This window comes from Pseudomonas sp. G3-39 (genome assembly GCF_054790485.1).
In genome coordinates this window covers 1983134-1997786 of record NZ_CP186497.1, presented here as the reverse complement: position 1 = coordinate 1997786, position 14653 = coordinate 1983134, and the positions used below count along the sequence as shown (strand labels likewise).

Genomic DNA, 14653 nt, shown 5'->3' with positions numbered 1-14653 from the left:
AGGTTTCAGGACATGACTACTGATTCAACGATCTGGCCGAGCATTTCTTCAGCCTCGGACAGGAAAGTTTCATCGCGCGGGATTTGGAAGTGCCCGCAATCCAGCCATTCACCGCCCATGCCCGGCTGGTCGAGTTGCGCCGCCAGCTCCAGTGCCTCGGCTTCGCGCCCCAAGGTCCACCAGCACGTCGGGTTGACGGTCAGCGGCGCACAGCGCTCAAGCTTGAGCGACAACTGCTTGAGCCGGCGCGCCACGCTGAACACCTGCGCCAGTTCTTCGGCACCCAGCGCCACATAAGTCGACGCCCCGCGCTCGGCGCTCATGGCACGCTGGAACAGCGCGCGCAGGTTGTGCGGCGTTTCCTCACCGTCGATAGACAAGTCCGAAGCGGCGTCCGGCAGCGTCACCTGCAGGAAATCGCGCAGGTCGGCTTGCCAGTCATCGACAGCCCCGGCGTCGACCGCCGCCGACGGCACGAAGCTGTCGACCAGCCCGACAAACTTGACCTGTTGCCCGGCCTGCTCCAGTTGCGCGGCGATCAACATCGCCAGCGTTCCGCCCAGCGACCAGCCCAGCAGGTGATACGGCCCCTGCGGCTGTTTCTGACGAATCTGCGCCAGGTAATCACTGGCCATCTCCTGCAGCGAGGTGTCGTTGAACACCGGATCCAGCAACATCCGCGACTGAATCGCCAACACCTGGCGTTGACCGCTCAAGCGCCGCGCCAGCGGTTCGTAGTCGAACACCGTGCCGAAACCGGCGTGCAGGCAGAACAGCGGCGCCACGCCCTTGACCTCGGCGTTCATCGCCAGCAACCCGGAGGCTTTTTCCGCCGTGCCCTGAACACTCGCTACCAGTTCGCCGATGCTCGGTTTCTGCATCAGATCGCGCAGTTTCAGGCTCAGGCCCTGAGCCTTGAGCACACGGCTGCGGGCCACCACTTGCAGGCTGAGGATCGAGTCGCCACCCAGTTCGAAGAAGTTATCGGTGAGCCCGACCCGTTCGATTTTCAGCACCTCCTGCCAGATCTTCGCCAGGGCTTTTTCCAGCTCGGTGCGCGGCTCGACGTAGGCCAGGCGCTGTTCGGCGTCCGGATTCGGCAGGGCCTTGCGGTCGAGTTTGCCGTTCGGCGTCAGCGGCATGCGCTCAAGCACCATCAGGTGTGCCGGCACCATGTAATCCGGCAGGCTGGCCTTGAGTTGCTCGCGCAGACGCTCGCCCAAACCGTCGGCCGGCGTCTCGGCAGCGGCCAGTACGTAGCCGAGCAGTTGCTTGCCGCTGACACCCTCGCGGGCCACTACGGCAGCGTCACGCACGCCCGGCTGCTGCTTGAGGCGCGCTTCGATTTCACCCAGCTCGATGCGGAAACCACGGATTTTCACCTGATGGTCGATCCGCCCGAGATAGTCGACAGTGCCGTCGGCACGCTGGCGCACCAGGTCGCCAGTGCGGTAGAGGCGACTGCCATCGGCACTGAACGGGTTGGCAACGAAACGTTCGGCGGTGCCACCGGCACGCCCCAGATAACCGCGCGCCAACGCACCACCCAAGTACAGCTCACCAGCGATGCCGGCCGGCAGCGGGTTGAGGTCGCTGTCGAGCACATAACCGCTACGCTCGCCGACCACGCTGCCGATCGGCGCATAGGCCGCGCCGCATTGATCGTCGACCGCGGCCTTCCAGATCAGCGGCGTGACCACCGTCTCGGTCGGGCCATAGCCGTTGATGATGTACTGCGGTTGCAGTGCGCGTTTGGCCAGTTCGAAACTCGCCACCGGCACCGCGTCCCCGCCGAAGCAGTAGATCCGTACCGGCGGCGGATTGCCGTGCTGCTCAGCGTGTTCGGCCAGTTGCTGCAGGTACACCGGCGGGAACGCGGCCACGGTCACGCCATACTGATGCAGGGCGTCGTAGGTTTGTTCGGCCGTCCACAGGCTGTCGTCGCGAATCAGCAAACGCGCGCCGTGCGTCAGGGTGGTCAGCCAGCGCTCATGCGCGCCGTCGAAGGCGAACGACATGAAGTGCAACTCGCAATCGGCTGCGCTCATTTCGTAACGCTGACCGATCGCCTGGCAGTGCATCGCCAGCGGCCCGTGCGCAACGCCGACACCTTTCGGTTGACCGGTCGAGCCGGAGGTGTAGATCACGTAGGCCAGATTGCCCGGCTGCACTGCCACCTGCGGTGCCGACGGCGGCTGAGCGCGCAGATCCAGCTGATCGAGTTCCAGCACATGCAGGTTGTCCTGCGTTGGCAGCACCTGACGCAGACTCGAATCGCTGAGCAGCAAGGCGATGCCCGAATCGTGCATCAGATAACTCAAGCGCTCGCGGGGATAGGTTGCGTCCAGCGGCACATAGGCGCCACCGGCCTTGAGCACCGCCAACAGCGCGACGATCATGTTTTCGCTGCGTGGCAGGGCCACACCGACCCGCACTTCCGGACCGACACCTTCGGCGATCAGCGCATGTGCCAGACGATTGGCCCGCGCTTCGATCTGGCCGTAACTGAAGGCCTGCTCATTGAAGATCACTGCGGTTTGTTCGGCACGCTGCGCGGCCCACCCGGCAACGCGCTGGTGCACCAGCGTGGTCTGCGCTTGCGCGACAACGTCCGGCGCGGGCGCGACTTGCCCGGTCGGCAGACCGATGCGTCCCAGCGCCTGCCCGGCGTCCTGAACCAGTGCGGTGAGCAGGCCTTCCATGTTGCTGCGGATGCCTTCCACAGTCGCCAGATCAAAATGTTCGCGCAGGAACATGTACTCGATCACCAACCCGTCTTCGAGGGTGACCATCAGGTCCATCGGGAAGTTGGTCAGGCCCGAGTTATTGATCTCGCCAAACTTCAGCGAATCATCGCGCCACTCGCGCAGCGCCTGGTCGATCGGGTGGTTCTCGAACACGATGATGCTGTCGAACAGCGACTGCCCGGCACGCCCGCCCCAACGCTGGACGTCGGTCAGCGGGGTGTACTCGCGCTCGCGCAGTTCCAGGTTGAAATCCTGCAACTCGCGCAACCAGGCGCCCACGGCCTGCTCGGCCGGCACGTCCTTGATCACCGGCAAGGTGTTGATGAACAGGCCGAGGATCGATTCCGACGCCGGCAGACTCGCCGGACGCCCCGCCACCGTGGCGCCGAACGCCACGCAACGCTGCCCACTGTACCGGCTCAGCAGCACCAGCCACGCGCCCTGCACCAAGGTGTTGAGGGTGATCTGCTGCGACTGGGCAAAGGCTTTCAACTGCTCGGTGCGGGTTGCGCCCAGACGGCTGTACAGCGCCTGGTGACCGCGACCACTGCCGGTACGCGTCACCGCGTCCGCCAGATAGGTCGGCTCGTCGAGCAGGCTCAGGTGCTGACGCCAAAAACCTTCGCTGGCATTCGCGTCCTGCTGCTGCAGCCAGTTGATGTAACCGCGGTACGGCACCGCGTCGGCCAGTGGTCGCCCTGAATACTGGCTCAGCACCTCACCGATTAACTGCGAACTGCTCCAGCCGTCGATCAGGATGTGATGGTAGGTCCAGATCAGTTGATAGCTGTGCTCGCCGACTTGCACCAGCGTCAGGCGTTGCAGCGGTGGCTGGTCAAGGTCGAAGCCCTTGGCCCGCTCGGCATCCGCCAGGCCTTGCAAGGCTTCGGCCGAATGATCCTGCTCACGCCAGTCGAGCAGACTGAACGGCAACTGCGGATCGGCGAGCACAAATTGCAGCGGCTCGGCCATATCCTGCCAGAGGAAACCGGTGCGCAGAATGTCGTGGCGACGGCTGACGGTTTCCCACGCGGCTTGCAGACGCAGCGGCTCAAGGCCCTGCACCGGAACGCTCAACTGGTTGACGTAGAGATCCGCTTCCGGCGAATTCAGGCCAAGGAACAGCATGCCCTGCTGCATTGGCGACAAGCGATAGAGCCCGTCCAGTTGCCCGGCCGGCAGTGGCAGTTGCGCCACCTGCGCCTCGCTCAAGCCGTGCAGCGGCAGGTCGATCAGCGCCGGCTCCGGCACCACACGCCCTTCGGCAGCCTGCACGCACAGGGCCAGTTGCTGAATGGTCGGTTGCTGGAACAGGTCTTTCGGGCTCAGCTCCAGCCCTTGCTGACGGGCGCGACTGACCACCTGAATCGAGATGATCGAATCGCCGCCCAAGGCAAAGAAACTGTCATGGGTGCTGACCTGCTCAAGGCCCAGCACTTCTTTCCAGATCTCCACCAACATTTGCTCGGTGGCATTCGCCGGTTCGACGTGCAACTGCGCGGCACTCAGCTCCAGTGCTGGCAGGCGCTTGCGATCGATCTTGCCGTTGGGGGTCAGCGGCAGCTGCGCCAGCCACAGGCGGTGGCTCGGCACCATGTAGTCCGGCAGGGTTGCGCTCAGCCAGTTGCCGAGGGTTTGCTGCAGTGCGGCCTGTTGCTCGACGCTGGCCTCGATGATCGCCGGATCGCTCGGCACCAGATAAGCAATCAGTTGCTGACTGCCCGAGACTTCGCTGGCCACGACCACCGCTTCACGCACGGCGGCATGCGCCAGCAGACGCGCTTCAATTTCGCCCAGCTCGATACGCAAGCCGCGAATTTTCACCTGATGGTCGATCCGGCCCATGTACTCCAGTTCGCCCTCCTCACGCTCTCGAATCAGGTCGCCGGTGCGGTACATGCGCTCGCCGTTGCCGACGAAAGGATTCGGCACGAAGCGCTCGGCGGTCATCGCCGCACGCCCCAGATAACCGCGCGTGATGCCGGCGCCGGACAGGTACAGCTCGGCCGAAACACCCTGCGGAACCGCGTGCAAATCGGCATCCAACAGATGGCTGGCGCTGTGCTCGAGCGCGCGACCAATCCGTGCCTGACCGCCAGCGCTGCGGCGGGTCCAGGTCGAATAAGTGGTGTCTTCCGACGGGCCGTACAGGTCGTAGACGTGCTCGACCGTCGACTGCTGATACAACGCCTCCACCAGCGCTTGCTTCAGCGGTTCACCCGCCAGATTGATGATGCGCACGCTTGGCGGAATCTGCCCGGCACGCTGTAGCGCAGCAATCGCCGACGGCACGGTGTTAATCAGACGCACCTGATCGCGGGCCGGCAGTTGCGGCAGTTCCAGCGCATTACGGGCGATGATCAGCGAGCCGCCGTTGGCCAACGTGACGAACAGCTCCCACACCGACAGGTCGAAGCACACCGACGTCGAGGCCAGTACGCCTTGAATGTCGTCGCGGCTGTAGACCCTGGCGGACCAGTCGATCAGCGCCATGACGTTGCGATGGGCAATCGCCACGCCTTTTGGTTTGCCGGTGGAACCGGAGGTGTAGATCACGTAGGCGAGGTTATCCGGCTGCACCGCAGTCTGTGGTGCAACAGCCGAATAACCGCCCAACGAAACCTGATCCATCAGCAGCACTTGCGTATCGCCCGGCACGCTCAGGGTCGCGGCAACGGCCTGCTCGGTGAGCAACACCCGAGCGCGGCTGTCTTCGAGCATGTAGGCAACGCGATCCGCCGGGTAATCCGGGTCCAGCGGCACGTACGCACCGCCAGCCTTGAGCACCGCCAGCAAGGCAATCAGCAACTGCTCGGAACGCGGCATCGCCACGCCCACGCGCACTTCCGGGCCGACACCCAGCTCGACCAGTTTGTGCGCCAGACGGTTGGCCTGGGCATCCAGTTCGGCGTAGGTCAGTTGCTTATGGGCGAAGGTTACCGCCAAGGCATCCGGGATCGCCGCTACCTGACGGGCGATGGCTTGATGGATGCACTGCTCGGTAACGAAATCGCTGTTCACTTGCGGGCTGTGCTCGATCAGGTTCAGCTCACTGAGCGAACGCTCCCCCGACTCGCTCATTTGCCCGAGCAAGCGCTGCAGATACCCGGCCAGTTGCACCACGCTGTGCGCGGCAAAGCTTTCGCACTGGTAGCTGAAGTGCATCGACAATTCGTCGCTCAAGTGCACCAGCAGCGTCAGCGGGTAGTTGGTCTGCTCATGATTGTGGATTTCACCGAAGCGCAGTTCTTGTGGTGCGCCCTGCGCCAGCGCCTCGGACACCGGGTAGTTCTCGAACACCAGAATGTTGTCGAACAGCGCCTCACCGTTGCGCTCGGCCCAGCGCTGAATGTCGAACAGCGGGGTGTGCTCATGCTCTCGCAAGGCCAGGTTCTGCGCCTGCACGCTCTGCAACCATTCGCCAACGCTCGATGGCGACTGCGGACTAGCGATGACCGGCAAGGTGTTGATGAACAGACCGATCTGCTGCTCGACGCCTTTGAGCTCGGCCGGACGCCCCGCCACCGTGGCGCCGAACGCCACACACGGCTGGCCGGTCAGGCGCTGCAACAGCAGCAGCCATGCCGCCTGAATCAGCGTGTTGAGGGTGACTTTCTGCTGGCGCGCAAACTCGCCCAGACGCCGCGTCTGCTCAGCATCGAGTACGCAGAAATGTTCACCGTGGCCGTCGCGCGGTGCATCGCCGCGCTGCGCCTGCAACGCTTGCGCCAGCAAGGTCGGCGCTTGCAGGTCAGCCAGTTGTGCGGTCCAGTAACGCTCGCTGGCCTGCACGTCCTGGCGCTGCAGCCATTCGATGTAATCGCGATAACGTCCGGCCAGTGGCGGCTGGGCAACCCCGCTGTAGCGCTGCAGGACTTCGCCAAGCAACTGCGAGTTGCTCCAGCCGTCCATCAGGATGTGGTGGTTGGTGTAGATCAAGTGGCAGCGCTGCTCGTCCAGACGCACCACGACCATGCGCAATAGCGGCCCCTGGCTCAGGTCGAAACCTTGCGCCTGTTCGGCAGCCGCCAGTGCATTCAGATCGCTGTGGCAATCGTCACGATCACGCCAGTCGAGGACGCGGAACGGCATGTCCAGTTGCTTGTGCACCACCTGCACTGGACGCGCCAGTTCACCCTGCCAGACAAAGCTGCTGCGCAGGATGTCGTGGTTGTCCACCGCCGCTTGCCAGGCCTGCTGGAAGCGTTGCGGATCGAGGCCTTCGACATCGAGCCGGACCTGGTTGATGTAATCGCCGGTGGCCTGCTCGTAGAGGCTGTGGAACAACATGCCCTGCTGCATCGCCGACAGCGGATACACATCGGCGACCTGGCGTGGCGCCAGCGGAAACTGATCGAGCTGCGCCTGCGTCAGGCCGGCCAACGGGAAGTCCGACGGGGTCAGGTCTTCGATGCCCGGGGTCAGGCAATGGCCGATCAACGCTGCGAGTTCTGCAGCGTAATCTTCGGCCAGGGCTTCGATCACCGCGCCGTCGAAACGCTCGCGGCTGAACGTCCAGCCCACCCGCAGCTCGCCGCCATACACTTGACCGTTGAGAGTCAGCCAGTTGCCCAGCGGCGCCTCCGGGCTCTGATCGAGGCCGGCGTTATCCGGCGACGGCACGAACAGCGCAGCCTCGTCGCCAGCGAAACTACCGTCGAACTGCCCAAGGTAGTTGAAGGTGATGCGCGGGCTCGGCAAGGCCTGCAAGCTCTGCTGCGCGCGGGCATCACCGAGGTAACGCAAAGCGCCGAAACCGATGCCCTTGTTGGGGATCGAGCGCAGTTGTTCCTTGATCTGCTTGATCGACTCGCCAAGCGTCTCTACCGGCGTCAGGCGCACCGGGAACAGGCTGGTGAACCAGCCCACCGTGCGGGTCAGATCGACACCGTCGAACAGTTCTTCGCGACCATGGCCTTCGAGCTGGATCAGCGTCGACGCCTGCCCGCTCCAGCGACCGATGACCCGCGCCAGTGCCGTCAGCAACAGATCGTTCACCTGGGTGCGGTACGCCGCCGGGGCCTCTTGCAGCAGTTGGCGGGTCAGCTCGGTGCCGAGCCGGGTTTGTACGGTCTGGGCCAGACGATTGTCCTGACTGGCGTCAACGCGTTTGCACGGCAGATCGGTACTTACATCGCTCAGGCAGGCCTGCCAATAATCCAGTTCGGCCTGCAACGCCGGGCTGTTAGCGTAACGCTGCAAATGCTCGCTCCAGTCCTTGAAGGCGCTGGTCCGGGACGGCAGGCTCAACGGCTGATCATTCAGCAATTGCTGATAAGCGTTCTGCAGGTCTTCCAGCAGAATCCGCCACGACACGCCGTCCACCGCCAGGTGATGAATCACCAACTGCAAACGCTGAGTGCCATCGGCCAGATTTGCCAGCACCGCACGCAGCAACGGCCCGTGTTGCAGATCGAGGCTGCGCTGGGCGCGGTTACCCAAGGCTTCAAGGGCGGCGGCATCCGCGACCTGTTCCTGCCAAAGCAGGTTCTGCGGCAGCGCTTCGACCGCGCGATGCTCGGCCTGCCACACGCCATCGCGCTGGGTGAAGCTCAGGCGCAAGGCATCGTGATGAGCGACCAGTGCGCGCAACACCTGCTCGACCTTTTCAGCGTCCAGCGCCTGACGTGGTTGCAGCAGTACCGACTGGTTCCAGTGATGACGCTGCGGAATCTCGTCGGCGAAGAACTGCTGCTGGATCGGCAGCAGCAACGCCGCACCGCTCGCAGCTTGCTGATCAATCGTCGATTCGTCGCCGCCCCACTGCGCGACCAGCGCCAGACGCTGCACGGTCTGGTGCTGGAACAAGTCTTTGGGATTGAGGCGGATGCCGGCCTGACGGGCGCGACTGACCACCTGAATCGAGATGATCGAGTCACCGCCCAATTCGAAGAAGTTGTCGTGGATGCCGACCTGCGGCAGCTTCAGCACGTCTTGCCAGATCGCGGCCAGCCCCTGCTCCATCGCGCTTTGCGGCGCCTGATAGGTCTGCTGCGCCTGGCTGGCGTCCGGTGACGGCAAGGCATTGCGATTGAGTTTGCCGTTGGCGGTCAACGGCAATTGCGCCAGCAGCAACAGGTGCGCCGGGACCATGTGATCCGGCAGACTGGCCTTGAGTTCGGCGCGCACGCTGTCGCGCCACAGCGCCTGTTCGGCCGGGCTTGCGTCGAGCAGCGCGGCGTCGCCTGGCACCAGATACGCCACCAGTTGCTGACCGCTGAGGCCCGGCTGCGCCAGCACCACGGCCTGGCGCACGGCAGCCTGTTCCAGCAGTTGCGCTTCGATCTCGCCGAGTTCGATACGGAAACCGCGAATTTTCACCTGATGGTCGATCCGGCCGATGTATTCGATCACGCCGTCGGCGCGATAGCGCGCCAGGTCACCGGTACGGTACAGACGCCCGCCATCAGCGGCGAACGGGTCGGGAATGAAGCGCAGGCTGGTCAGATCCGCACGGTTCAGGTAACCGCGAGCCAGGCCGGCACGACCGACGTACAGCTCACCGATGCAGCCTTTGGCGACCGGATTCAGATCACCGTCGAGCAAGTACCAGGACAGATCGGGAATCGGTTCGCCGATCGGACTGCTGGCGTCACGCTGCAAGTCGGCCAGCGAAATCGGCCGGTAGGTCACGTGCACGGTGGTTTCGGTGATGCCGTACATGTTGATCAGTTGCGGTGCCTGATCGCCGAAACGCTCGAACCATGGACGCAGGCTTTTGACCTCCAGCGCCTCGCCGCCGAACACCACATAACGCAGCGCCAGTGCTTGCGCCGCATGCTGCGGGGCGCAAGCCACTTGCATCAATTGCTTGAACGCCGATGGCGTCTGGTTGAGCACGGTGACGCCTTCGCGGCAGAGCAAGGCGAAGAAATCTTCCGGCGAGCGGCTGACCTCGTAAGGCACCACCAGCAGTTTGCCGCCGTACAGCAGCGCCCCGAAAATCTCCCACACCGAGAAATCGAAGGCGTAGGAGTGGAACAGGCTCCAGACATCCGCGGCGCCGAAATCGAACCACGCATCAGTGGCTTCGAACAGGCGCAGCACGTTGCGATGGGCCAGCAATGTGCCCTTCGGCTGACCGGTGGAACCGGAGGTGTAGATCACGTAAGCCAGGTTGTCCGGGCTCATGCGTACCTGCGGATTGCTGTCGCTGTAGCCTTCCAGACCGTCACGTTCCTGATCGAGCATCAGGCTGCGCAGCGAATCGGGTACCGGCAGACGACCCAGCAGATGACTCTGGGTCAGCAACAAGGCGATGCCGCTGTCGCCGATCATGTAGCTCAGGCGTTCTTCCGGGTACGTCGGGTCCAGCGGCACATAGGCGCCGCCGGCCTTGAGAATCGCCAGCAGGCCGACCAGCATGTCGAGGCTGCGCTCCACCGCCAGACCGACGCGCACGTCCGGGCCGACACCGCTGGCAATCAGCTTGTGGGCCAACTGGTTGGCGCGACTGTTGAGCTCGCCGTAGCTCAGGGACTGCCCGGCACAGCTCACGGCAATCGCTTGCGGGGCGCGGGCGGCTTGTTGTTCGATCCGTTGATGCAGGCACTGTTCGCTCGGGAAATCGCGGATGTCCGGGTTCCACTGCTGCAAGGTCGCCGAGCGTTCGGCCGCGTCATGCAGCGGCAGTTCGGCGATGCGCTGAGCGCTGTCGGCAACGATGCCTTGCAGCAGACGGGTCCAGTGTTGCGCCAGGCGTTCGATGGTTTCGACGTCGAACAGGTCGGTGGCATAGGTCAGCTCGGCCCAGACGTTGTCGCTCGATTCAAAAGTGTTCAGGGTCAGGTCGAACTGCGCGGTACTGGACGCCCACGGCAAGCCTTCAATCGCCAGTTTTGGCAGACGCGTGGCGCCCTGCGCCTGACGCACCTGGCTCTGGTGGTTGTGCATCACCTGGAACAGCGGGCTGTGGCTGAGGCTGCGCTCCGGTTGCAGCGCGTCGACCAGTTGTTCGAACGGCAGATCCTGATGCGCCTGGGCAGCGAGCACCGTATTTTTCACTTGCTGCAGCAGGCTGCGGAACGTCTGCTGACTGTCGAACTCGGTCTTGAGTACCTGGGTGTTGACGAAGAAGCCGATCAAGCCTTCGGTCTCGACCCGGTTGCGGTTGGCCACCGGCACGCCGACGCGGATATCGGCCTGACCGCTGTAGCGATGCAGCAAGGTCTGGAACGACGCCAGCAACAGCGCAAACAGCGTGACGTTCTCGCGCTGCGCCAGTTGCTTGAGCGCGGTGGCCAGTTCGCGGCTCAGCGGGATATCGCGACGGGCGCCACGATAGCTCTGCTCGGCTGGACGCGGACGGTCGATCGGCAACTCCAGCAGCGGTTGATCACCATCGCCGAGTTGTGCGGCCCAGTAGCTCAATTGCCGCTCGCGTTCACCGGCGTCCATCCACTGTTTCTGCCACACGGCGTAGTCGGCGTATTGCACCGGCAGCGCCGGCAATTGCACGCTCTGGCCCTGGCTGTAGGCGGCATACAACGCCACCAGCTCATCGACCATGACATTCATCGACCAGCCATCGGAGACGATGTGATGCAGAGTGATGACCAGTGCGTGGTCATCGGCGGCCAGACGCAGCAGTTTGACCCGCAGCAACGGGCCTTGCTGTAGATTGAACAGGTGCAGGGTTTCGGCGGCGACCAGCGCTTGCAGCGCCGCCTCGTCGAGCTCCGCCGCCACGTCCTGCACCTGCAGATCGAGCGTGCCGCGAGCCTGGATCACTTGCAAGGTCTGACCCTGCTGTTCGACGAAGCAGGTGCGCAGCGATTCGTGGCGCTCGATCAGCGCGTCGAAGCTGCGCTGCAACGCCGGCAGATCCAGCTCACCGCGCAGACGCAGCGCCGCCGGCACGTGATAAGCGGTGCTGGTCGGTTCCAGTTGCCAGAGGAACCACTGACGCTCCTGGGCATAGGACAGCGCCAGCGGTTGCAGGCGTGGCAAGGCAACAATCGGCGGCTCCCGGTGCGCCTGATCGACACCCAGCGCGGCGACGAAGTCTTCCAGCGTGCTGTGTTCGAACAACGTGCGCAGCGGCACCTGCACGTTCAGCGTCTGACGCACCCGCGAGACCACTTGCGTGACCAGCAACGAGTGGCCGCCCAGTTCGAAGAAGTTATCGCTCAGGCCCACGCGATCAAGCTTGAGCACCGCTTGCCAGATCTCGGCGACACTGTGCTGAGTGGCGGTTTGCGGCGCGAGGTAAGTCGATTGCAGCTGGCTGGCGTCAGGTGCCGGCAAGGCTTTGCGGTCGACTTTGCCGTTCGGCGTCAGCGGCAGTTGCGCGAGGAACAACAGGTGCGCCGGCACCATGTATTCCGGCAGCTCGGCCTTGAGGCTGGTTTTCAATGCGGCGCGCAGTTCGCCTTCATCAAAAGCCTCGGCGGTCGGCACCACATAGCCGACCAGTTGCGGGCCGGTCGGGCCATCCTGAGCGACTACCACGGTTTCGCGCACGCTATCGAGGGCGAGCAAACGCGCTTCGATCTCGCCGAGTTCAATCCGGAAACCACGGATTTTCACCTGATGGTCGATCCGCCCGATGTACTCGATCACGCCTTCGGCGCGGTAACGGGTCAGGTCGCCGGTGCGGTACAGGCGCGCGCCGGTTTTCGAAAAGGGATCCGGGACAAAACGTTCGGCGGTCAGGCTCGGGCGCTGGAAGTAACCACGCGCGAGGCCGTCGCCGCCGATCAGCAGCTCACCCGGGGCGCCGAGCGGATTGAGCTCAAGGTCGCTGCCGAGGATGTACAACGCGGTGTTGTCGATCGGCGTGCCGAGGAATGGACGGCTGTTGTCCACACTCAAGGCGTGCTGCGCCGACCAGATAGTGGTTTCGGTCGGGCCGTAGAGGTTCCACACGCTCGGCGTCAGTGCGAGCATGCGTTGCGCCAGTTCCTGCGGCAGCGCTTCACCGCCACAGAGGAACGTGCGGCCCGCCAGGATTGGCGCCTGTTCATTGTCCAGCAGCATGCGCCAGGTCGAGGGCGTGGCTTGCAGCGCCGTCACGCCATGACGCGCAATCAGTTCGAGCACCGCTTGCGGGTCTTGATGCACATCCTTGCCGGTCAGCACCACACAGGCGCCGGCCAGCAATGGGCCGTAGATTTCCAGGCCGAAAATATCGAACGAGAACGTGGTCAGCGACAGCATGCGATCCGTGGCCACGATACCCGGCTGCTTGATCATGCTCGCGACAAAATTGCTCAGCGCCGCGTGGCGCACCATCACGCCTTTGGGTTTGCCAGTGGAACCGGAGGTGTAGATCGTGTAGGCCAGATGCTCGCCATTGACGGCCAATTCCGGCGCGGTCTGTGGATAAGCCGCCAGCCACTCGTGTGGTTGATCCAACAACAGCGCTTGCACGCCCGGCGGGATCGGCAGCTGCGTCTGCAAATGGCTTTGGGTCAGCAGCAATTGCAGGCCGCTGTCCTCGATCATGTAGGCCAGACGATCCTGCGGATACGCCGGGTCCAGCGGCACATAAGCACCGCCAGCCTTGAGGATCGCCAGCAGGCCGACGATCATTTCCACGCTGCGCTCGACGGCGATACCGACCAGTTGATCCGGGCCGACACCGGCCTCGATCAGCTTGTGCGCCAGTTGACTGGAGCGGGCATCCAGCTCGCCGTAGCTCAGCACGTCTTCGCCGATGATCAGGGCCGTGGCCTGCGGCGTTTGCTGCGCACGCCGGGAGAAATCCTGCTGCACGCATTCGGCTTGCGCGGTGCGGTCGGCGCTGCGCAACCAGTCCTGCAACAGCACGCCGTGCTCGGCGCTTTCCAGCAACGGCAATTCGCCGACGCGCTGGCTCGGCGCGGCGACGATGCCACGCAGCAGGTTCTGCCAATGACGTGCCAGACGCTCGACGGTTTCAGCTTTGAACAGGTCAGTGGCGTAGGTCAGCTCGGCGGCAAAGCCGTCGCTGGATTCGTAGGTATTCAGCGTCAGGTCGAACTGCGCGGTGCGCCCTTCCCACTGCACATCCTCGACACTCAGCTGCGGCAACTGCGCCGCGCTACGTCCCTGATCACGGCTGGTCTGGTGGTTGAACATCACCTGGAACACCGGGCTGTGGCTCAGGCTGCGCTCCGGTTGCAGGGCTTCGATCAGTTGCTCGAACGGCAGATCCTGATGCGCCTGCGCGGCCATAGCCGCCTGCTTGACCTGAGCCAGCAACTGGTTGAACGGCAGTTGCCCGCTGACCTCGGCACTCAGCACCTGCGTGTTGACGAAGAAGCCGATCAGGCCTTCGGTCTCGACCCGGTTACGGTTGGCGGTCGGCACCCCGACGCGAATCTGCGCCTGACCGCTGTAGCGATGCAGCAACGCCTGGAACGACGCCAGCAGCAGCATGAACAGGCTCGCACCTTCGCGCTGCGCCAGCTGTTTGAGGGCGTCACCGAGGTCAGCCGGCAGGTTCAGTTCCAGCCGCGCACCGCGCAGGCTTTGCACGGCCGGACGCGGGAAATCGATCGGCAGCTCCAGCACCGGCTGCTCGCCGCCCAGGGTCTTGACCCAGTAGGCCAACTGGCGCTCACGCTCGCCCGCTTCCAGCCAGTGCCGCTGCCAGATCGCGTAGTCGGCGTACTGTATTTCCAGTTCCGGCAGGCTCAGCGGCTGCCCGGCGGTGTCGGCGGCGTAATGCTGGATCAGCTCGTTGACCAGGACTTTGATCGACCAGCCATCGGAGATGATGTGGTGCTGGATCAGCACCAGTACATGATCGTTCGGTGCCACTTCGAGCAGCGCCACCCGCAACAGCGGACCCTGCTGCAAATTGAACGGGCGCGCGGTTTCGCTTTCGACGAAGGCCTTGATCGCGGCGTCTTCCCCGGCGGCGTCGAGGCCCTCCGGCAATGCCGCCAGGCTGATGCTCAGCGGCAGCTGCGGATGAATTA

1 protein-coding gene (only partly in view) is annotated in these 14653 nt (G+C 64.0%); it reads right to left on the bottom strand.

Going from position 1 to position 14653, the window contains the following annotated elements; genetic code table 11:
* Positions 1–5: 5 nt before the first annotated feature.
* On the bottom strand, positions 6–14653 hold the 3' portion of the coding sequence (locus tag ACOYXG_RS08935) for a non-ribosomal peptide synthase/polyketide synthase (RefSeq protein ID WP_460357103.1). 349 nt of this gene lie beyond the right edge of the window; the window shows 14648 of its 14997 coding nt (coding positions 350–14997); the start codon falls outside the window, past its right edge; it ends in the stop codon at positions 6–8.